This is a genomic window from Cystobacter fuscus (assembly GCF_044360685.1).
Taxonomy (GTDB): Bacteria; Myxococcota; Myxococcia; order Myxococcales; family Myxococcaceae; genus Cystobacter; species Cystobacter fuscus_C.
This window is the reverse complement of sequence record NZ_CP043491.1, coordinates 5,916,744-5,937,875: the sequence shown is the minus strand read 5'-3', so window position 1 is coordinate 5,937,875 and position 21,132 is coordinate 5,916,744. Positions and strand designations below refer to the sequence as shown.

Sequence of the window (21,132 nt, the reverse complement as noted above, 5' to 3'; positions counted from 1 at the left end):
CATGGCAACGGAGCACGTCGTCGTCGTCGGGGCAGGACAGATGGGGTCGGGCATCGCCCAGGTGGCGTTGCAGGCGGGCCTGCGCGTCACGCTGGTGGATGTGTCGAAGGACGGGCTCGCCAAGGGGGCCGATCGCATCCGCGCGGGCCTCAAGAAGCTCGCGGACAAGGGCAAGCTGGACGAGGCCCGGCTCCAGGCGGCGTACGCGAACCTGGCCACCGCCGAGCGCGCCACCGAGGTGCAGGGCGTGGACTTCGCCGTCGAGGCGGTGACGGAGAACGAGGAGCTCAAGCGCCGCATCTTCGTGGAGCTGGACGGCGTGGTGAAGCCGGGGGGCATCATCGCCACCAACACCTCGTCCATCTCCATCACCCGCATCGCCGCGGCGACGAAGCGTCCGGAAAACGTCATCGGCATGCACTTCATGAACCCGGTGCCGATCATGCAGCTCGTGGAGATCATCCGGGGCGCGGCTACCTCCGAGTCGACGTACCAGACGACGCGGGCGCTCGCGGAGAAGATGGGCAAGACGACGGTAGTGTCCAAGGACTTCCCGGGCTTCATCGTCAACCGCATCCTCATCCCCATGCTCAACGAGGCGTGCTTCGCGCTGATGGAGGGGGTGGGCTCGGTGGAGGACATCGACACGGCGATGAAGCTGGGCACCAACCAGCCCATGGGCCCGCTGCAGCTCGCGGACTTCATCGGCCTGGACACCGTGCTCTACATCGCCGAGGTGCTCCACAAGGGCCTGGGCGACGACAAGTACCGCCCGAGCCCCCTGCTGCGCCAGTACGTGGACGCGGGTTGGTATGGCAAGAAGAGCGGCCGCGGTTTCTACACGTACTAGGACGAGGACACACCCATGGCCTACGAGAACATCCGGCTGGACACCGAGGGCGCCGTCGCCGTCCTCACCATCGACCGCCCCAAGGCGCTCAACGCCCTCAACACCCAGACGTTCCTCGAGATGGAGTCGGCGCTGCTGCTGCTGCCCTCGCAGGTGCGCGCGCTCATCGTCACCGGCGGGGGCGACAAGGCCTTCGTGGCGGGGGCGGACATCGCGGAGATGGCCACCATCGGCTCGGCGCAGGCGCGGGAGTTCTCCGCGCTCGGCCACCGCGTCATGCACCTGCTCGAGCGGCTCACCATCCCGACGATCGCCGCGGTGAACGGCTTCGCGCTCGGCGGCGGGTGTGAGCTCGCGCTCGCGTGCGACCTCATCTACGCGTCGGACAAGGCGAAGCTCGGGCTGCCCGAGGCCACCCTCGGCGTCATCCCGGGCTTTGGCGGCACCCAGCGCCTGGCGCGCGCGGTGGGCAAGATGCGCGCGAAGGAGCTCATCTTCACCGCCGAGCGGCTGGACGCGGCCAAGGCCAAGGAGATCGGCCTCGTGCTCGAGGTGCTCCCGGCCGACCAGCTCCTCGCGCACTGCAAGGCGGTGGCGGGCAAGCTCATCAAGAACGGCCCGATGGCCCTGTCCCAGGCCAAGCGCGTCATCGAGCTGGGCGCCGATCAGGATCTCCGCACGGCCAACGAGCTGGAGAGCCAGGCGTTTGGCGTGCTGTTCGGCTCCGAGGATCAGAAGGAAGGCATGAAGGCCTTCCTGGAGAAGCGCCCGGCGGTCTTCTCCGGCCGGTAGACGGCCCGGCGGGTGCTCGGGTGCCCCGCCTTTCAGCCAACCCTGTTTCCGGGGCCCATGGCCCGTACTATGTACCCCGCGTCTTTCCCCCCAGGAGTGTCATGAACTTCGAGCCGAGCGACATCCAGCGTGAGATCCAGCGGGTATGCCGCGAGTTCGCCGCGCGCGAGCTGACCCCCAACGCCCGCAAGTGGGACGAGCACCACCAGTGGCCCACCGAGGCGGTGAAGAAGCTCGCGGAGCTGTCGCTGATGGGCGTGGCGGTGCCCGAGGAGTACGGCGGCGCGGGCCTGGACAACGTCTGCTACGCCATGGCCATGGAGGAGATCAGCCGCGGCTGTGCCTCCACGGGCGTCATCATGAGCGTGAACAACTCGCTCTACTGCGATCCGGTCAAGCGCTATGGCACCGAGGAGCAGAAGAAGGAGTTCCTCACGCCCTTCGCCCGGGGCGAGAAGCTCGGCTGCTTCGGCCTCACCGAGCCCGAGGCGGGCAGTGACGCGGCCGCCCAGAAGACCACGGCGGTGCGCAAGGGCGACGAGTACGTCATCAACGGCTCGAAGAACTGGATCACCAACGGTCCCAAGGCCGACGCCATCGTGTTGTTCACGATGACGAACAAGGAAGCGGGCAACCGGGGCATCAGCGCCTTCCTCGTGCCCACCAACACCCCGGGCTTCATCCGGGCCGAGCCCGACAAGAAGATGGGCATCAGCGCGGCGCACTCGTGCAGCATGTTCTTCGAGGACATGCGCGTGCCGGCGCGCAACATGCTGGGCAAGGAGGGCGATGGCTTCAAGGTGGCGATGAGCACGCTGGACGGCGGGCGCATCGGCATCGCGGCGCAGGCGCTGGGCATCGCGCGCGCGGCCTTCGAGGAGGCGGTGCGCTACTCGGGCGAGCGCAAGAGCTTCGGCAAGGCCATCCGCGAGCACCAGGCCATCCAGTTCATGATCGCCGACATGGCCACGGAGATCGACGCGGCGCGGCTGCTGGTGCTGCGCGCGGCGCTGCTGAAGGATCAGGGCGTGCGCCACTCCGCCGAGAGCGCCATGGCCAAGCTCTACGCGAGCGAGATGGCCAGCCGCGTGGCGAACAAGGCCCTGCAGGTGCACGGCGGCATGGGCTACTCGAAGGAGATGGACGTGGAGCGCCACGTGCGTGACGCGCGCATCACCGAAATCTACGAGGGGACGAGCGAGATCCAGCGCATCGTCATCTCGGCCAATCTGCTCAAGGACTAGGGAGTCGACAGCTCATGAAGCGACCGTTGATCACGATGGCGGTGGTGTTGTCGGCGGGCCTGGCGCTGGCGCAGGGCGCGGCGGGCAAGAAGGGCGCGGCCTCGGCCTCGGACGCGGGCACCCCGGCCGCCGAGCCGGGTGGCTCGGGGAAGAAGACCGCGCCGCCGGCCCGGCCGCAGCCGCCGGACGTCACCAAGCTGCCCTTCACCCCGGACTCCATCCGCATGGTGATGAACTACTACTCGCGGGACATCCAGGATTGTTACGAGGAGATCCTCGCGAGGAAGGGCAGCAATGTGGAGGAGGGCCGCATCCTGACGACCTTCACCATCTCGCCCGACGGCTTCGTGCGTAACGCCCAGGTGGCCAAGGCGGGCACGACGATCAAGAACCAGCGGCTCAACGAGTGCGTGGTGAACGTGCTCACCAGCATCACGTTCCCCGAGCCCTCGGACAAGAAAGAGCACCCGATCGAGTACCCGTTCAACCTCAAGGCCATCAAGTAGGAAGCCCCCCGTGAACCACGAACTCACCGAGACCCAGACGCTCATCCGGGACACCGCGCGCAAGTTCGCGCGCGAGCGGGTGGCGCCCCAGGCGCGCACCTTTGATCGGGAAGAGACCTTCGCCACGGAGCTGTACCGGGAGCTGGCCTCGCTCGGGCTCATGGGGGTGAACATCTCCGCGAAGTACGGCGGCGCCGAGGCGGGTGTCGTGGCGTACTCGCTGGCGATGATGGAGATGTCGGCGGCGTGCGCGTCGACGTCGGTGACGATGGCCGTCACCAACATGTGCGCCGAGCTCATCCACACGTACGGCACCGACGCGCAGCGCGAGAAGTTCGTGACGCGGCTGACGTCGGGCGAGGCCGTGGCGGGCTCGTTCGCGCTCTCCGAGCCGCATGCGGGCTCGGATCCGCGCGCCATGCGCACCACGGCGGTGCGGCGCGGGGACACGTGGGTGCTCAACGGCAGCAAGCAGTGGATCACCTCGGGCGAGTACGCGGGGGTGATGGTGGTGTGGGCGCAGACGGGAGGGCAGGGCGGCAAGGGCATCTCCGCCTTCATCGTGGAGGGCGGCACGCCGGGGCTGCACGTGGGCAAGCACGAGGACAAGATGGGCCTGCGCGCGTCCAACACGGTGAGCCTCACCTTCGAGGACTGCGCCATTCCCGCGGACAACCTCCTGGGCAAGGAGGGGGACGGCTTCAAGCTGGCGATGATCGCCCTGGACGGTGGGCGCATCGGGATTGCCTCGCAGGCGTGTGGCGTGGCCCGGGCGGCGCTGGACGCGAGCGTGCGCTACGCGAAGGACCGCAAGGCGTTCGGCCAGGCCATTGGTGATTTCCAGGGCGTGCGCTTCATGATGGCGAACATGGCCACGGAGCTCGAGGCGGCGGAGCTGCTCACGCTGCGCGCGGCGACCCTCAAGGAGGAGGGCAAGCTCTTCACCCGCGAGGCGTCCATGGCGAAGCTGTTCGCCAGCGAGATGTCCAACCGCGTGGTGGACAAGGCGGTGCAGATCCACGGCGGCTACGGCTACATCGACGAGTTCCCCGTGGAGCGCTACTTCCGCGACGCGCGCGTGCAGACCATCTACGAGGGCACCAGCGAGGTGCAGCGCCTGGTGATCGCCCGCGAGACGTTCAAGCTGCTCGGCTGAGTGGAGAGGCGGACTCGTTGTTCAATGGGGTGGCACCGTGCTCAAGAGGCTGCGCCTCAACGACTTCAAGAGCTTCGTCGATGAGGACGTCCCGCTCGCCCCGTTGACGTTGCTCCTCGGGGCTAATGCCTCCGGCAAGAGCAACTTCCTGGACGCGTTGCAGTTCCTGCACGCCAACTCGTTCGACCTCGATCTCGAACAGATCCTCAATGGAGAGCAGCGCGTCTCTCCTGATGCGTGGCGCGGATTGCGAGGAGGTGCCTCCGAAGCCGCGCGGTTGGGGACTGCGCGGTTCACGATCGAGAGCGATTGGTCTGCGTTACTTGTGGAACTCGACGCCCAAGCCATCGCCTCTGGCCGACTGCCCATCGAAAAGGCGCAACGAGAGCTCGCCCTTGACATCACCCATCGAATGACCTGTCGGACAACTCCTCAGCCGCTATTAGAGGAGGAGAGCCTTATTCATGAAGGGGGAGGAACGGCGAGGACAGGAGCCCTTCGAGGTGATCGCATTGAGATGATCGTGCTCCCTCCGGAGACATCAGATTCTGCGAAGTCCGCGACGAGGCTCTTCAGTGCGCACCGGAGCGTGTTTCTGTTGCATCAACAAGTGCCACGTTCTGACGGGATGATGCTCCCCTCGGTTGCACTCGCTGAAGCGTTTTCTCAAATCGAGTTCCTGAACATCCAGCCCTCGGCGATGCGCGGCTACGGTCGCAGGAATGCACCTCTTGGGGGAGAAGGGCGGAATATCTCCGGTGTTCTTGCTCGGCTCTGCGATGAAGCCGAGACCAAGCGAGCGATCACGGACTGGCTGGCCGAGTTTTGTGCTCCTGAGATCGCCGACATCGATTTCGTGGAGGTCAAGGAACTGGGCGATGTCATGGCCATGCTCGTTGAGAAAAGCGGACGACGAGTGTCCGTGAGGAGCGCTTCAGATGGAACGCTTCGTTTTCTCGGAACCCTCCTCGCACTCCGACTCGCGCCCAGAAACTCAGTCATCCTCTTGGAGGAACTCGATTCGGGTTTGCACCCGACCCGCATCAAGTTGCTGGTGGAGTACCTGGAAACGGTGACCCGCGAGCGCGGCATCCAGGTCATCGCGACCACCCATTCTCCCGTCATCCTCCAGTGGTTGAGTCAGCAGACCCTGCGCGACAGCCTCGTCTTCGGTCGGGTCCCCGACCACGAGGGCACGCTCGTGCGTCGCCTGGGAGATCTGCCGCACTTCGACGAAGTGGTCCGTCGCAAGGGGATTGACGAGCTGTTCACCACTGGCTGGATGGAGATGGCCCTGTGAAGGTGCTCGTGATCCCAGAGGATCCGACGCTCGATCAGTACATCCTCAAGCCCATTGTCGAGCGGCTCCTGGCGGATCTCGGGAAGCAGGCGCGGGTTCAGGTTCTCTCCAAGCCTCGACTGCGTGGCATCGCCCAGGCCTTGGACGCCACCATCATCGCGGACATCATCCAGACCTACCCAATGGTCGACCTGTTCCTGATCATGGTGGACCGCGACGGCGATCCCAAGAGACCGGAACGAGCCACCGCGCTGGAGAGCACCCAGCAGCGGCTCTTCGTCTGCCTCGCCATCGAGGAGATCGAGGTCTGGATGCTCGCGGCCCATCGGGACACCCTGTCCGAGACATGGAGCGAGATTCGCCGGGAACACCACCCCAAGGAGCGCTACGCCCATCCGTTTCTCGCCGAGCGGGCGCCCAAACTCGACCCCGGTCAAGGTCGCTCCTGGGCCATGCGCGAACTCCCGGGGAAGTGGAAGGGCGTCTTGAGCGCGTGTGCGGAACTCGAGGGGCTAAGGCACCGGCTCCACGAGTGGATGCAACAAGGGGCGGGACGCGCGTAGCTTCGCGGCGCTCATCGCCCCCGGGGCGGTTCCAATCCCAGGGCGGCGTCGAGGAGCGCGGAGAGCACGGCGCGAAAGCGCGCATCCGCCTGGGCGTCCTCGCTTCGCCCAAGCCCGGGCAACAGCACGTGCCGGGCGAGCGTGTACCCCTGCGCGGCGCACAGTCCCACGAGCAGCGTCATCTCCAGGGCCTCGCGCGACGGGGGCGGCAGCCCCTGCACCGTGGCGACCCGGCCCACCTGCGATTCCAGCACATCCATCACCCGGCGCAGTCCCTGGCCCAGGGACAGGTGCTCACCGCGCCCGGTGAGCAGCGCCCACGCCATCAGCCGGACGTTCCCCTCGTCCTGGAGTATGGGTGAGAAGAGTTCCAGCCACTGGGCGGTGTCGGGGGGCTCCCGCGACTGGAGCATCCGTTGCCAGAAGCCGTCCCCCAGGCGCTGGGCCCGGCGCTGGATCACCTCGCGCACCAACGCCTCGTAGGTGCCGAAGTAGTGGGTGACGAGCCCATGGCTCACTCCCGCGGCGCGCGCCACCGCCTGCAATCCCACCCCATCCGGGCCCCGGGCGATCAGCAACGGTTCGGCCGCCTTGAGGATGGCCTCTCGCGCCTCCTCAGGGGAGCGGCGCCGGGAAGGGGCAGGGGAGCGGGGTGCGCGCGGGGTCTTCTCACGACGGGCGGGGCGCCGGGTGGCCATCGCGCGCCAACCTACCTTCCGCCCCCTCCCGCCACGTGTCCCTCATTGGCGGGGATGACAACGAGACGACGCTTGTTGGCAGTGGTGACAGCGGATGAGCGCGGAAAACCCGGGGTCCGAGCCGCTCGGCTGATCGCCCTGGGACCGGGAGTCAATGGCCTTCATGCATCGGGACCCACCAGGACCTACAGTCCCGCAAACGACGCGAAGCCTCCCTGGAGGTCACGAAGGATGCTTGGCGCCTCGACGGTATTGACAGATCCAGAAGCCTGGCCGCGTGCTCCCTTGACTGCCGGTCCAACCGGTGTCTAGGGTGCGCGGCTTCGAGTCAGCTCCACTGTGGTGCTGATCGCGGGCCACTCGTAGCTCCCCGCGAGTGGCCGACGTCCAACAACCGGGGGCAGTAGCACCGTTTCCCAAGGATTCCCTACCAAATGCAGCAGAATGTGAACCAGCAGATCGGAGAGGTCGGCGACGAGGATTTTGCCGCGATGTTCGAGGCCTCGCTCAAGGAGCGAGGGGGCGAAGGCATCCTCAAGGAAGGCGAGATCGTCAAGGGCACCGTCGTTCAGGTGACCAAGGACTATGCCATCGTCGACATCGGCTACAAGTCCGAGGGCCAGGTTCCGATCTCCGAGTTCACCAGCCCTCGTGGCGAGGTCTCCGTCAAGGCGGGCGACCCGGTCGAGGTCCTCCTGGAGAGCCGCGAGAACGACACCGGCATGGTCGTCCTCTCCAAGGAGAAGGCCGACAAGATGCGTATCTGGGACGAGATCAGCGCCGCGTGCGAGCGCGATGAGATCGTCAAGGGCACCATCGTGGGCCGCGTCAAGGGTGGCCTCTCGGTCGACATCGGCGTCAAGGCGTTCCTGCCCGGCAGCCAGGTCGATATCCGCCCCGTGCGCAACCTCGACCAGTACATCTCGAAGGAATTCGAGTTCAAGGTCATCAAGTTCAACAAGAAGCGCGGCAACATCGTGCTCTCCCGCCGCGTGCTGCTCGAGAAGCAGCGCGAGGAGATGAAGAAGGAGACCCTCAAGAACCTCAAGGAGGGTGCGGTCCTCAAGGGCGTGGTCAAGAACCTCACCGACTACGGCGCCTTCATCGACCTGGGCGGCATCGACGGCCTGCTCCACATCACCGACATGTCGTGGGGCCGCATCGGTCACCCCTCCGAGATGTTCAACGTGGGTGACGAGGTCCGCGTCGTCGTCCTCAAGTTCGACCCCGCGCAGGAGCGCGTCAGCCTGGGCCTCAAGCAGATCCAGGAGGATCCGTGGCACCGCGCCGACGAGAAGTACCCGGTCGGCACGCGCGTCAAGGGCAAGGTCGTCTCCATCACCGACTACGGCGCGTTCATCGAGATCGAGCAGGGCGTCGAGGGTCTGGTGCACGTGTCCGAGATGTCCTGGACCAAGCGCCTCAAGCACCCCAGCAAGATGCTGGAGGTCGGCCAGGAGGTCGAGGCCGTCGTCCTCGACATCGATCCCAAGGCCAAGCGCATCGCGCTGGGCATGAAGCAGATCGAGCAGAACCCCTGGACGCTGCTCGAGGACAAGTACCCGATCGGCTCGGTCATCAAGGGTCAGATCCGCAACGTCACCGACTTCGGCGTGTTCGTCGGCGTCGAGGAGGGCGTGGACGGCCTGGTGCACGTGTCCGACATCTCCTGGACCCAGCGCATCAAGCACCCGGGCGAGATGTTCAAGAAGGGCGACGAGGTCGAGGCGGTGGTGCTCAACATCGACGTCGAGAACGAGCGCTTCAGCCTGGGCATCAAGCAGCTCCAGCCGGACCCCTGGGACACGCTCAGCGAGCGCACCCCGGTGGGCAGCCGCGTGAAGGGCAAGGTCACCAAGGTGACGGACTTCGGCGCCTTCGTGGAGATCGAGCCCGGCATCGAGGGCCTCGTGCACGTCTCCGAGCTGAAGGAGGAGCGTGTCGAGAACCCGCGTGACGTGGTGCAGGAGGCCCAGGATGTCGAGGTGAAGATCATCGACATCAACACCCAGGACCGGAAGGTCGCCCTGTCGATGAAGGCCCTCATCGGCGAGGGTGAGGACTACCGCGAGTACCTCCGCCGCCAGGCCGAGGGCTCCAAGGCGCGCCTCGGCGACGTCATGGCGAGCAAGCTCAAGAAGTAGTCTGGCTCATCCCTCGCACGAGGGGTGGCACCGCGGCCGGGTTCCCCAACGGGAGCCCGGCCGTTTGTTTTCACGCACTCACACGAGGCTGACCTCGTGCGTCATGACGGACAGGGGGGAAGCGGGCTTGACCCCCTCGGGAGGCACGGTGATAAGGGCCGTGCCCGAGGTTATTGAACCTCGTCCTTTTTCAGCTTTTCTCAGCACTCTCCCCGGAGGCGGATCATGGCACGTGAAGTGGTCATCGTGGGCGCGGCGCGGACTCCCATCGGGACGTTTCAGGGCTCGCTCGCCAAGTTGACGGCGCCGCAGCTCGGCGCGATCGCGATCAAGGCCGCCCTGGAGCGCTCGGGCGTGTCGCCCGACCAGGTGAGCGAGACCATCATGGGCTGCGTGCTCCAGGCGGGCGTGGGCCAGGCTCCCGCGCGTCAGGCCGCCATCTTCGCGGGCATCCCGGAGAGCGTCCCTGCGGTCACCCTCAACAAGGTGTGCGGCTCGGGCCTCAAGGCGGTGATCGCCGGCGCCCAGGCGATTGCCCTCGGCGACGCCGAGGTGGTGGTGGCTGGCGGCATGGAGTCCATGAGCAACGCGCCCTACCTGAGCCACACCATGCGCGGCGGCGCCCGCATGGGGAACGTGGAGTTCAAGGACGCGCTCATCCATGACGGCCTGTGGGACGTGTACGGCAACGTGCACATGGGCAACTGCGCCGAGGAGTGCTCGCTCAGCCAGGGCATTCCCCGCTCGGCCCAGGACGAGTACGCGCTCGAGTCCACCCGGCGCGCCGTCGAGGCCCAGAAGGCCGGCCTGTTCACCCGGGAGATCGTCCCCGTCACCGTGCCCGGCGGCAAGGGCGGCGACGTGGTGGTGAGCGAGGACGACGGCCCGAAGAGCGCCCGGCCGGAGAAGATCCCCACGCTCAAGCCCGTGTTCAAGAAGGACGGCACGGTGACGGCCGCCAACGCCTCGTCCATCAACGACGGCGCCGCGGCGCTGGTGCTCATGAGCGCCGAGCGCGCCAAGGCCGAGGGCCGCACGGTGCTCGGCCGCATCACCGGCTATGCCGGGGCCGCGCGCAAGCCGGTGGAGTTCACCATCGCCCCCGCGGACGCCATCAACTCCCTGCTCAAGCGCACCCAGCTCAAGGCCAGCGACGTGGACCTGTGGGAGATCAACGAGGCCTTCGCCGTGGTGGCCATCGCCAACAACAAGCTGCTCGGCCTGGATCCCTCCAAGGTCAATCCCCGCGGCGGCGCGGTGGTGCTCGGCCACCCGATTGGCGCCTCGGGCGCGCGCGTGCTGGTGACGCTGCTGCACGAGATGAAGGACCTGGACAAGAAGCGGGGCGTGGCGTCGCTGTGTATCGGCGGCGGCGAGGGCATCGCGCTGATGGTGGAGCGCTAATCCATACGGACTCGCTCTCCCACGGGGAGAGGAGGGCGGGGCGGGGGCCCTGTGTGAGCAAGGCCCCGGCCCCGTTCTCGAGAAGGAGGGGTTCATGAACAAGATCATCCCGAGCGCGGACGAGGCCGTTCGCGACATCCCGGATGGCTGCACGCTGATGAGCGGCGGCTTCGGCCTGTGTGGCAATCCCGAGAACCTGATCGCGGCCATCCACCGCAAGGGCACCAAGGGGTTGACCATCATCTCCAACAACTGCGGCACCACCGAGCTGGGCCTGGGCATTCTGCTCAACGCCAAGCAGGTGAAGAAGATCGTCGCCAGCTACGTGGGGGAGAACAAGGAGTTCGAGCGGCAGTTCATCTCCAAGGAGCTGGAGGTGGAGCTCAATCCCCAGGGCACGCTCGCCGAGCGCATCCGCGCCGGAGGCTGCGGCATCGGCGGCTTCTTCACGCCGTCGGGCGCGGGCACCGAGCTGTCCAAGGGCAAGGAGACCCGGATGATCGACGGGCGCCTGCACGTGCTGGAGACGCCGCTCAAGGCGGACTTCACCATCGTGCGCGCGTGGAAGGCGGACACCTGGGGCAACCTGGTGTTCAACAAGACCGCCCGCAACTTCTCGCCGATGATGTGCATGGCGGGAAGGACGACGATCGTCGAGGCCGAGCACATCGTGCCGGCCGGAGAGATCGGCCCGGATGAGGTGCACGTGCCCGGCATCTTCGTGCACCGCATCGTCCAGGCCAAGGGCCTGCAGAAGTGGATCGAGCGCCGTACCGTGCAGAAGAAGGCTTGAGAGGACGCCATGCCCCTGACCCGTGAGCAGATCGCCCAGCGCATCGCCCAGGAGCTGCGCGATGGCTATTACGTGAACCTGGGAATCGGCATGCCGACCCTGGTGGCCAACTACGTCCCGAAGGGCATGGACATCATGCTCCACTCGGAGAACGGCCTTCTCGGCATGGGCCCCTGGCCCCTGGAGGGCGAGGAGGATCCGGACCTCATCAACGCCGGCAAGGAGACGGTGACCGTGGTCAAGGGCGCCGCCTTCTTCGACTCGGCGCTGTCCTTCGGGATGATCCGCGGAGGCCACATCGACATGGCCGTGCTCGGCGCCATGGAGGTGAGCGAGCAGGGTGACCTGGCCAACTGGATGATCCCCGGCAAGATGGTGAAGGGCCCGGGCGGCGCCATGGATCTGGCGGTGGGCGCCAAGCGCGTCTTCGTGGCCATGGAGCACGCCAACAAGGAGGGCAAGTCGAAGATCCTCAAGCAGTGCACGCTGCCGCTCACCGGCCTCAAGTGCGTGAACCACATCGTCACCGAGTACGCCTTCCTGGACGTCACCTCCGAGGGGCTCGTGCTGCGCGAGGTGGCCCCCGGCGTGACGGTGGATCAGGTGCGCTCGCTCACCGAGGCCACGCTCAAGGTCGCTCCGGACCTTCGCGAGATGAAGGTCTGAAAACGCTCCCCGCTCCCGTGCTGCCGGACTCTCCCATCGAGTTGACGATCGAGCGCCTCGGGCAACTGGGCGAGGGTGTGGCCTCCTACGAGGGCCGCACCGTCTTCGTGCCCGGGGCGTTTCCGGGAGACCGGGTGCGCGTGCGCCTGGAGCAGGAGGGGAAGGTGATGCGCGGGCACCTCGTGGGCGAGGTGCTGGCGCCATCCCCCGACCGCAAGCCCTCGCCCTGCGCGATCAGCGCGCGGTGCGGAGGCTGTGACTGGCTGGAGCTGAACGAGTCCGCCCAGCGCGCCGCGAAGCAGGAGATCGTCCTCTCCGCGCTCGAGCACCTGGGCCACCTGAAGCGGGACTCCTTCGCCGTGCGGCCGCTGCTCGTGGCGCCGTGGGACTTTGGTTACCGGCGGCGCGCGGTGCTGCACCCGCTCAAGGACGAGCTGACGTATTTCGGGCGGCGCAGCCATGACCGGGTGCCGGTGGAGGTGTGTCCCGCGCTGATGCCGGCGCTCGCCGAGCTGCCCGGCAAGCTCGGGCCGCTGCTCAAGCCCCTGTCCCGCGAGGCCGAGGAGGTGCACCTGCTGGCCGAGGGGAAGAAGGCGGCCTTCGCGGTGATGCTCAAGGGGCAGGTGGCGCCCCGGTATGTCGAGGCGTGCGAGGCGGCGGTGCGCGCGCTGCGGCTGGAGGGCGCGGTGCTGGTGCCGAAGGAGGGCTCGCCGCGGCTCATCGGCAAGCCCGTGCTGCGCTCGCTCTCGCCGCTGGTGCCCGAGGTGCCGCTGTTCCTGCGTCCGGACGCGTTCTCCCAGGCGCATGGCGAGGCCAACGTGGGGCTGGTGACCGCGGCCGTGCACGAGCTGGCCCCGCGCGAGACGGACTCGGTGCTGGAGTTGTACTCGGGCAATGGCAACTTCACCTTCCCGCTCGCGGCGAGCGCGGCGAGTGTGCTCGGGGTGGAGTCGTCCTCGGTGTCGGTGGACCTGGCCCAGCGCAGCGCGCGCGAGGGCAGGGTGACCAACGTGCGCTTCGTCCAGGGCGACTCCCGCAAGGTGTGCGAGGGGCTCATCCGCGAGGGCAAGCGCTTCGACCTGGCCCTGGTGGATCCTCCCCGTACCGGTGCGCCGGGACTCGCGAAGTGGCTCACGGCACTGGGCGTGAAGCGGGTGGTGTACGTGGCGTGTGATCCCGGCGCGCTGGCGCGGGACGCGGCGGCCCTGGCTCAGGCGGGCTATGCGCCCCGGGCGCTCCAGGTCGTGGACATGTTCCCCCAGACGCACCACGTGGAATCCGTGATGTCTTTCGAGCGGGCGGCGTAGAGTCCCCCTCCGGACTTCGCGCGCCCCACGCGCAAGCCGAGAAGGGTGTGTCTTCATGTCGATGGGTTGGGACTTCCTGGTCGCGCGAGACAATCTGGAGCGGGTCTTCCTCGAGCCCACGCCGGATCCGGCGGAACTGCGCCTCGCGCCAGGGGAAGCCGTGCTCACGGTCGAGCGCTTCGCACTGACGGCCAACAACATCACCTACGGGGTGATGGGCGAGGCACTGGGCTACTGGCGCTGCTTTCCCGCCACTCCCGACTGGCGGGGCCGGATTCCCGCATGGGGCTATGCGCGGGTCTCGCGCTCCGCCTCCCCGGAGGCCCCCGTGGGACTGAGGTTCTTCGGCCTCGTCCCCATGTCGACGCACTTCGTGGCCCGGCTTCAGCGCACGGGCGGTGGCTATCTGGATGCGGCGACGCACCGGGCGGGCTTGTCACCGTTCTACAATCGCTACACGCGCGTCGAGGTGGATGAGTCCTTCGACAATCATCGCGCGCTGCTGCGGCCGCTGTTCGCGACCGCGTTCCTGCTGGATGACATGCTGTACGAGGCGGAGCATGCCGGAACGCGGACCGTCATCCTGTCGAGCGCCTCGAGCAAGACCGCCATGGCTCTGGCGTGGTTGCTGTCGCGGCACGGAATGAAGGTGGTGGGCCTCACGTCGCGCAAGAACCTCGCGCTGCTCGGGGGCCTGGGCCTGTACCAGCAGCTCGTGCCCTATGACGCGATGGCGGGGCTGTGGGTCGAGACGCCCGCGGTCTTCGTCGACTTCGCCGGGGAGCCGTCCGTGGTGCGGGGCATCCATCGTCAGCTCAAGGACGGACTGCGCCAGAGCACCCTCGTGGGGGGCACGCACCAGCGGACGCCGCCCCCAGCGAAGAGCGAGCCCCTGCCGGGGCCCACGCCCACCTTCTTCTTCGCACCGGATCGGATGCGCAAGCGGGTGACGGACTGGGGACCGGAGGCTTTCGAGTCCCGGCTGGGCGAGGCCCTGAAGGCCTTCGTGGCCGCCAGCTCCTGGCTGCGGATGGAACACCATCGGGGCCCCGAGGCATTGACGGCTGTCTATCGCGACGTCGTGTTGGGCCAGTCCCGTCCCGAGGCCGGGCACATCGTCTGGCCCGACCCCGCCTCCCGGTGAAACGCCCGCGCGAGAAGGAAACCTTCTCCGCGTCAGCACACCCGGGGAGACCTCCGGCCCGGGGTGGGTAGCGCTCCCATGCCTGGGGGTCTACACGCCCCACGCATGAACCCAGCTCCTCTCTCCAGGCTCCTGTCCGCCACGGACGCGCCGCGCCAGGCGCTCCTGCGGCATCCCGTGTACGAGCGGCTCTCGGACTTGAACGCCCTGCACACCTTCATGGGCGCCCACGTGTTCGCCGTGTGGGACTTCATGAGCCTGCTCAAGACGCTCCAGCGGCAGCTCACGTGTGTGGAGGTGCCCTGGGCCCCCCCGGCGGACATCGAGTGCGCGCGGATGATCAACGAGATCGTCCTGGGCGAGGAGACGGACGAAGTGCGGCCCGGGGTGTACCAGAGCCACTTCGACCTGTACCGGGAGGCCATGCGCGAGGTGGGCGCGGACGATGGCGCGGTGCTGCGCTTCGTCGAGTCCCTGCGTTCCGGTCACTCGCTGGAGCGGGCGTTGGAGCACGCGCCCGTGGCGGCGCGGGCCTTCGTGAGCCACACCCTGGCGACGACCCGGCTGCGCCCCCATCAGGTGGCGGCGGCGTTCCTCCTCGGCCGCGAGTCCCTGCTCCCCGCGGTCTTCGAGCGCATCCTCACGGCCGTGAAGCCGCTGGGCACCGGGTGCTCCGCGCTGCGGCTGTATCTCGAGCGGCACATCCAGCTCGATGGCGAGGAGCACGGAATCCGGGCGGAACAGCTCCTGTGCCGGCTGTGCGGAGAGGATCCCGAGCGGTGGCGGGAAGCCCGGGAGGCGGCCCTGTCCGCCCTGGGCGCCCGGGCGGCGCTGTGGGACGGCGTGCTGGGGTCCCTGGACGCCCTGGCGCCCTGGCGAGGCCGGATGAACGTGGGGTGAGCCCCGAGCCCCGCGGGTCTCTGGAAGTGGGGCGGGGTGGAGGTTACAAAGCCTCGATGGACGCCCGCATCGTCGAGTTCGCCGAGGTCCTCCGCCAGAACGGCGTGCGGGTGAGCACGTCCGAGGTGGCGGATGCGACCCGGGCCGCCGCGGAGGTGGGGCTTCAGGACAAGGCCGTCTTCCGCGCCGTCTTGCGCACCACGTTGATCAAGCGGGAGCAGGACGGGGACGTGTTCCAGCGCGCCTTCGACTTCTTCTTCTCGGGGATCTCCAGGCCCTTCGAGGCGCTCGAGCCGTCGCTCGCCGGGCGGCTCCAGGAGCAGGGGCTGCTCGAGGGCGAGTCGTTGAGGACGGTGCTCGACGAGTTGCACCGGCGCCTTCCCGGGATGTCCCCGCTCGCCCAGGCGGCGCTCGAGGGGAATCAGGGGGCAGTGGCGCGGCTGTTCCGCACGGCCCAGCTCCAGTTGGACTTCTCCCGGATGAGGGGCCCGCTGCAGATGGGCTTCTTCTCGCGGCGGTTGATGGTGGCGGCGGGGCTGGAGCGGACCCGCGCGGAGCTTCAGGCCTTCGAGGACGCGCTGCGCGAGCAGGGCCTGGGACAGGACGGAGTGGAGATCGTCTCGCGCCATATGGACGGGGCCCTGCGCCAGGTGGAGGACGCGGCGCGGCGCGAGGTGAAGCGCCAGGCGGACGCGCGCATCGGCAAACCCTCGGGCGGAGTGGAGGACAAGCCGTTGCACCGGCTCAGCCAGGCCGAGGTGAAGCAGATGCAGTCGGCGGTGCGCGCCCTGGCGGAGAAGCTCAAGGCGCGGCTCGTGCGCAAGCGGCGCTCGCGGCGCGAGGGCACGCTCCACGTGAGCCGCACCCTGCGTCACAACCTGCCGTGGGGTGGAGTGCCCATGGTGCCCTGGTTCCGCACCCGCCGCCCCGAGCGCCCCGAGCTCGTCGTCCTCTGTGACGTCTCAGACTCGGTGCGCAACGCCTCTCGGATGATGTTGCTCTTCACCCACACGCTCCAGTCGCTCTTCGCACGCGTGCGCTCGTTCGTCTTCGTGGCGGACGTGGGCGAGGTGACGCAACACTTCAAGGAGCGGGACGTGGACCGGGCGATCGATCTGGCCACGTTGGGTGGAGCCGTCTCACTCACCGCCAACTCCGACTATGGCCGGGCACTGGCCACCTTCACGCGCCACCAGCTCGGGAGCATCACGCGCCGCACCACGGTGCTGGTCATCGGGGACGGCCGCAACAACCACAACGCCGCCAATGCCTGGGCGCTCGAGGAGCTCAAGCGCAAGTGCAAGCGTCTGCTCTGGGTGTGCCCCGAGGGGCGCGACAACTGGGGGCTTGGCGACAGCGAGATGCTCACCTATTCGAAGCACTGCCACCACGCCGTGGTGGTCAACTCTGTGGCCGCGCTGTCCCGCATCGCCGAGCAGCTCGTCCCCGTCTGACCCAGAAGAGGCCAGTCCCATGTCCCGTTCCATGTTCGATGACCTCGACGCGACCCCCTCCGGAGCCATGGAGGCGGTCGATTCGCGCACGCTGCGGCTGTCCGCCCATCCCCTCACCGAGGAGGAGCTCCAGGGGCTCATCCGCTACCAGGAAGCCTTCCTCGCCCGCGTCGAGGGCCCCTCGGGAGGGCCGGCAGCGGTGGCCGACGCCCACCAGGCGGGCCTGGAGGCCTCCGGGCTGGACGTGAAGCGGGTGGAGCTGGGCACGGTGCTGCTGCGCGCCTACTGTGGCCAGCGCTGGACCGCGCGCCGGCTGCGCACCCGGCTCGTGGAGCTGGAGGCCCAAGCGGACGCCGCGTCCGCGGAGAAGGTGGCCAAGGCGCGCACCGAGCTGCGCCGGATCGAGGACCTGGAGCCCCTGGCCCGGCGCCATGGCCAGGCGTCGTTGGACCTGCTCGCCCCCCACGAGGAGCACCTCGTCGCCCTGCATGCCCGGATGCAGCGGGCGCTGACCCGGGCATGAGGCGCTCGCGTGCCCGCCCGCCCGGGTGTTGCAATCCGCCGGGCCCCGTCGGATAAGGGCCCGTTCTTCATACGGAAAGACCCATGAAGCGCTACTTCATCCACACCTTCGGCTGCCAGATGAACGTCAACGACTCGATGCGGATGGGCGAGGTGCTGGGCTCGCTCGACTACCGCCCGACGCCGGTGGCGGAGGAGGCGGACCTCATCATCCTCAACACCTGCTCCATCCGCGAGAAGGCCGAGGACAAGATGCTCTCCGCGCTGGGCCGCTACCGCACGGTGAAGCTCGCGCGCGGCACGCTCCTGGGCGTGGGCGGGTGCGTGGCGCAGCAGGAGAAGGAGAAGCTGCTCAAGAAGGTGCCCTACCTGGACTTCGTCTTCGGCCCGGACTCCATCGCCAAGCTGCCGGACATCATCGGCCGGGTGAAGGGCGAGCGCGAGCGCGTGGTGGAGACGGCCTGGGTGGACTCCGAGGAGTACGTCTTCCCGCGCGCGGACCCCGAGACGAGCCGGGGCAAGGTGACGGAGTTCGTCACGGTGATGAAGGGCTGCGACAACGTGTGCTCCTTCTGCGTGGTGCCGCACACGCGCGGCCGCGAGGTGAGCCGGCCCTTCCCGGACGTGCTCACCGAGGTGGCCAGCCTCGCCCAGGTAGGCGTGCGCGAGGTGACGCTCATCGGGCAGAACGTGAACTCGTACCAGGGCGGGGTGAGCTTCGCGCAACTGCTCCTGCGCTGCGCGGAGGTGCCGGGCATCGAGCGCGTGCGCTTCACCACGAGCCACCCGCACGACCTGTCCGACGAGCTCATCGAGGCGTTCCGCGTCCAGCCGAAGATCTGCCCGCACTTCCACCTGCCGGTGCAGAGCGGCTCCAATCCGGTGCTCAAGCGGATGCGGCGCGACTACACGGTGGCGGAGTACCTCGAGCGGCTGGGCAAGCTGCGCGCGGCGCGTCCGGGCATCGCGATGACCACGGACATCATCGTGGGCTTCCCCGGGGAGACGGAGGAGGACTTCGCCCTCACGATCGCGCTCACCGAGCAGGTGCGCTACGACAACCAGTTCTCCTTCATCTACAGCCCCCGGCCGAAGACGGGCGCGGCGCTGCGCGAGAACGACTGGGGCCCGGTGCCCCACGAGGTGAAGATCGAGCGGCTGGAGCGGCTGCAGAAGCTCCAGCGGCGCATCAGCGGGGAGATCACCCAGGCGCTGGTGGGGCAGGAGGTGGAGGTGCTGGTGGAGGGCCCCTCGCGCTACAACCCGCTCAAGCGCTTTGGCCGCACGGCGGAGAACCGCACGGTGAACTTCGACGGAGACGCCCCGGCGGGTGCCTTCGTGAAGGTGAAGGTGGAGAGCGCCACGCCCAACCAGCTCTCCGGCAAGCAGCTCGAGGTGCTCAGCCCGCCCACGGTGATGCCGCCCGCCGAGCTGCCCCAGCCCCCCGAGACCTGCGTCGTCGCCTGAGCAGCCCCCGTTTCCCCTCCCCGAGGTATCCCGCCATGGCCCTGCGCCGCTTCCGAGATCAGTCCCCGCGCATCCACCCGAGCTGCTTCATCGAGGAGTCGGCACAGGTCATCGGCGACGTGGAGTTGGGGGAGGACAGCTCGGTGTGGTTCAACTCGGTGCTGCGCGGGGACGTGAACGGCATCCGCATCGGCCAGCGCACCAACATCCAGGATCTCACGATGATCCACGTCACCGGCCAGACCGAGACGGTCATCGGGGACGACGTGACGGTGGGGCACCGGGTGATCCTGCATGGCTGCCGGGTGGGCCACCGCGTGCTGGTGGGCATGGGCGCCATCGTCATGGACGACGTGGAGATCGGCGAGGACTGCATCATCGGCGCGGGGACGCTCTTGACGCCCGGGACGAAGATTCCCCCGGGCTCGCTCGTGGTGGGCTCGCCCGGCAAGGTCAAGCGGCCGCTCACCCCCGAGGAGCGCACCTTCCTCATCGAGTCCGCCCGGCACTACGTGGAGACCGCCGGCGAGCACCGCGCCAGCCGTTAACGAAGTGACGTGCGCCCCCCCGCGTGCTAGGACCCCCCGTCATGGAGGTCGCAGCCGCACTCAAGGCGTGCCCGCTCTTCAAGGACTTTTCCGATGTCGGCATCCAGATTTTCGCCGCCATCGGAGTGGCCCGGGCCTTTCCCAAGGGCTCGGCCCTCTTTCAAGAAGGGCGTACCGGAGACTCGCTCTTCATCGTCCACGAGGGCTCGGTGCGCTTGAGCGCGAAGAGTCCCACGGGCGGAGAGGTGGCGCTCGCCGAGGTAGGAGGGGGCGAGCCCCTGGGCGAACTCGCCCTCATCCAGAAGGGAGAGCGGCTGTGCACCGCCACCGCCCTCACCGATGTGCTCGCCGTGGAGATCCGCCACGCGGACTTCCAGAAGCTCACCACCCAGAAGCCCCAGGCCTGCGTGAAGCTCCTGATGAGCGTCATCCTCCACTTCAGCCAGAAAGTCCGCGACAACCAGGGCGCCATGAAGTCGCTCGTGGGCAAACCGTGACCCGCTCCTTGTCGCGCTCCGTGCTACCTTTCGCCCGCGGCGAGGCCCGAATGCCCGGGGCGGAGCGGAGCGTGTGCGTGACGGGAAGTTCCTGGCATACAGGATGGCCAGCGGCTGCCACCTGGACCTACCTCATCGAGCGCTTTTTCAGAGAGGACGCCGCGGGAAAGATGGCGCGAGCGCCTGGCCGCTCCTACGCAGGGAAGCAGGGCGCCTCCAGGGAAAGAGCGAGCGGACAGGCATGAGCGCTATCCTGGAGCCGGTCCCGGAGTTTTCGCGAAGCAGGCGTGGTTGATGCGTGGGCGTTTCAAGGGCGGCGCCGGGTAGTGTCCGGGGCGTCCACGGAAGCGAAGAGAGACACGAGCGTGCAAGAATTCCTCACCAACTTGCTGGGCAGTACCCACGGCGTCCTCGCCTACGTCACCGTGTTCGGAATCCTGGTGGCGTGTGGCCTGGGGGTGCCCCTGCCCGAGGACATCTCGCTCATCCTGGGTGGCTTCCTCGCCCACAAGGGCGCGGCCAGCCTGGCCGGCATGATGTTGATTGGCTTCGGCGGCATCCTGGTGGGCGACAGCCTCATCTTCCTGGCGGGCCGGCGGTTGGGCTCGAAGGTGGGCCGCTCGCCCACGGGCTTTCTGGCGCGCGTCGTCACGCCCGACAAGCGCGCCCGGGTGGAGGGGCTCTTCGCCCTGCACGGGCAGAAGATCGTGATGATCGCCCGCTTCCTGCCCGGCGTGCGCGCGGTGACGTACTTCACCGCCGGCTCGGCGGGCATGTCCTACGCCCGCTTCATCTTCTGGGATGGGCTCGCGGCGCTCCTGTCCGCGCCCTTCTTCGTGTGGCTGGGCTTCCACTTCGGCGACAAGCTCGACTACGCCATCGAGCGGATGAAGGAAGGGCAGCTCGTGGTGGTGGGCGGCCTCGTGGTGGTGGGCCTGGGTGCGTTCCTGTGGCGCAAGCGGCTGGGCGCCCTGCGCGCCGAGGCGCTCAAGGCCGCGGTGAAGCCCGGGTCGCTGTCGGCCCACCTGTTGACCGGCATGGCCTCCGAGGCTCCCTCGGCCAGTGCCTCCGTTTTCGAGAAGTCCTCGGGTAGCGAGGGCCTGCGCATCCGCGAGTGAGCCGGGCGCGGATGAGCCCCTTTTTCCGCCTGGGGAGCGGGGGAACAGGGGGTGAAAAA

21 protein-coding genes are annotated in these 21,132 nt (G+C 68.1%); 20 read left to right on the top strand and 1 reads right to left on the bottom strand.

Translation table 11 applies throughout. The features are described 5' to 3' along the window. Position 1: 1 nt before the first annotated feature. The 7 genes from F0U63_RS24390 (at position 2) to F0U63_RS24360 (ending at position 6,411) form a co-directional block, all read left to right on the top strand. Positions 2–850, top strand: coding sequence for a 3-hydroxyacyl-CoA dehydrogenase family protein (locus tag F0U63_RS24390; RefSeq protein ID WP_395832871.1), 849 nt, complete (start codon positions 2–4; stop codon positions 848–850). 15 nt (positions 851–865) lie between these two features. Beyond that, positions 866–1,642, top strand: coding sequence for an enoyl-CoA hydratase-related protein (locus F0U63_RS24385; protein WP_395832869.1), 777 nt, complete (start codon positions 866–868; stop codon positions 1,640–1,642). A gap of 101 nt (positions 1,643–1,743) precedes the next feature. Beyond that, on the top strand, positions 1,744–2,886 hold the full coding sequence (locus tag F0U63_RS24380) for an acyl-CoA dehydrogenase (RefSeq protein WP_395832867.1): 1,143 nt from the start codon (positions 1,744–1,746) through the stop codon (positions 2,884–2,886). Positions 2,887–2,900: 14 nt separating this feature from the next. Then, the gene (locus tag F0U63_RS24375) at positions 2,901–3,392 is read left to right on the top strand and encodes an AgmX/PglI C-terminal domain-containing protein (RefSeq protein ID WP_395832865.1); all 492 of its coding nucleotides are present in this window, start codon (positions 2,901–2,903) and stop codon (positions 3,390–3,392) included. A gap of 10 nt (positions 3,393–3,402) precedes the next feature. Further along, positions 3,403–4,548: an acyl-CoA dehydrogenase family protein gene (locus F0U63_RS24370; RefSeq protein WP_395832863.1), complete on the top strand. Its 1,146-nt coding sequence runs from the start codon at positions 3,403–3,405 to the stop codon at positions 4,546–4,548. Positions 4,549–4,585: 37 nt separating this feature from the next. Next, positions 4,586–5,848 carry an AAA family ATPase gene (locus tag F0U63_RS24365; RefSeq protein ID WP_395832861.1) on the top strand — a complete coding sequence of 421 codons (1,263 nt, stop codon included), beginning with the start codon at positions 4,586–4,588 and terminating at the stop codon, positions 5,846–5,848. Then, positions 5,845–6,411: a hypothetical protein gene (locus F0U63_RS24360; RefSeq protein ID WP_395832858.1), complete on the top strand. Its 567-nt coding sequence runs from the start codon at positions 5,845–5,847 to the stop codon at positions 6,409–6,411. The genes F0U63_RS24365 and F0U63_RS24360 overlap by 4 nt, the downstream gene beginning before the upstream one ends. Positions 6,412–6,422: 11 nt before the next feature. On the opposite strand, the gene F0U63_RS24355 is transcribed toward F0U63_RS24360, so the two are convergent. Next, complete coding sequence (locus F0U63_RS24355) at positions 6,423–7,109, bottom strand: TetR/AcrR family transcriptional regulator (RefSeq protein WP_395832856.1); 687 nt, start codon at positions 7,107–7,109, stop codon at positions 6,423–6,425. Between the two features lie 434 nt (positions 7,110–7,543). Between F0U63_RS24355 and F0U63_RS24350 the strand changes: the two genes are divergently transcribed. From F0U63_RS24350 to F0U63_RS24290, 13 genes are all read left to right on the top strand, one after another. Continuing rightward, positions 7,544–9,253 carry a 30S ribosomal protein S1 gene (locus F0U63_RS24350; RefSeq protein ID WP_002621058.1) on the top strand — a complete coding sequence of 570 codons (1,710 nt, stop codon included), beginning with the start codon at positions 7,544–7,546 and terminating at the stop codon, positions 9,251–9,253. Positions 9,254–9,478: 225 nt separating this feature from the next. After that, positions 9,479–10,657, top strand: coding sequence for a thiolase family protein (locus F0U63_RS24345; RefSeq protein ID WP_395832853.1), 1,179 nt, complete (start codon positions 9,479–9,481; stop codon positions 10,655–10,657). A gap of 94 nt (positions 10,658–10,751) precedes the next feature. After that, positions 10,752–11,450, top strand: a complete 699-nt coding sequence (locus F0U63_RS24340; RefSeq protein ID WP_395848300.1) for a CoA transferase subunit A — start codon at positions 10,752–10,754, stop codon at positions 11,448–11,450. A gap of 9 nt (positions 11,451–11,459) precedes the next feature. Next, positions 11,460–12,116, top strand: a complete 657-nt coding sequence (locus tag F0U63_RS24335; RefSeq protein WP_395848299.1) for a CoA transferase subunit B — start codon at positions 11,460–11,462, stop codon at positions 12,114–12,116. 17 nt (positions 12,117–12,133) lie between these two features. After that, on the top strand, positions 12,134–13,423 hold the full coding sequence (locus tag F0U63_RS24330; protein WP_395848298.1) for a class I SAM-dependent RNA methyltransferase: 1,290 nt from the start codon (positions 12,134–12,136) through the stop codon (positions 13,421–13,423). Between the two features lie 55 nt (positions 13,424–13,478). Next, positions 13,479–14,567 carry a DUF2855 family protein gene (locus tag F0U63_RS24325; protein ID WP_395848297.1) on the top strand — a complete coding sequence of 363 codons (1,089 nt, stop codon included), beginning with the start codon at positions 13,479–13,481 and terminating at the stop codon, positions 14,565–14,567. 105 nt (positions 14,568–14,672) lie between these two features. Continuing rightward, entirely contained in the window at positions 14,673–15,467 is a 795-nt protein-coding gene (locus F0U63_RS24320) for a DUF3050 domain-containing protein (RefSeq protein WP_395848296.1), read from the top strand. A 56-nt stretch (positions 15,468–15,523) separates the two neighbouring features. Beyond that, positions 15,524–16,921: a VWA domain-containing protein gene (locus tag F0U63_RS24315; protein ID WP_395848295.1), complete on the top strand. Its 1,398-nt coding sequence runs from the start codon at positions 15,524–15,526 to the stop codon at positions 16,919–16,921. Between the two features lie 19 nt (positions 16,922–16,940). Beyond that, on the top strand, positions 16,941–17,444 hold the full coding sequence (locus F0U63_RS24310; protein WP_395848294.1) for a hypothetical protein: 504 nt from the start codon (positions 16,941–16,943) through the stop codon (positions 17,442–17,444). An 83-nt stretch (positions 17,445–17,527) separates the two neighbouring features. Beyond that, positions 17,528–18,910, top strand: a complete 1,383-nt coding sequence (miaB, locus tag F0U63_RS24305) for a tRNA (N6-isopentenyl adenosine(37)-C2)-methylthiotransferase MiaB (protein WP_395848293.1) — start codon at positions 17,528–17,530, stop codon at positions 18,908–18,910. A gap of 35 nt (positions 18,911–18,945) precedes the next feature. Continuing rightward, positions 18,946–19,458, top strand: a complete 513-nt coding sequence (locus F0U63_RS24300) for a gamma carbonic anhydrase family protein (protein WP_395848292.1) — start codon at positions 18,946–18,948, stop codon at positions 19,456–19,458. Between the two features lie 41 nt (positions 19,459–19,499). Further along, the gene (locus F0U63_RS24295) at positions 19,500–19,955 is read left to right on the top strand and encodes a cyclic nucleotide-binding domain-containing protein (RefSeq protein ID WP_395848291.1); all 456 of its coding nucleotides are present in this window, start codon (positions 19,500–19,502) and stop codon (positions 19,953–19,955) included. A 365-nt stretch (positions 19,956–20,320) separates the two neighbouring features. Then, positions 20,321–21,073 carry a DedA family protein gene (locus tag F0U63_RS24290; RefSeq protein WP_395848290.1) on the top strand — a complete coding sequence of 251 codons (753 nt, stop codon included), beginning with the start codon at positions 20,321–20,323 and terminating at the stop codon, positions 21,071–21,073. Positions 21,074–21,132 lie beyond the last annotated feature (59 nt).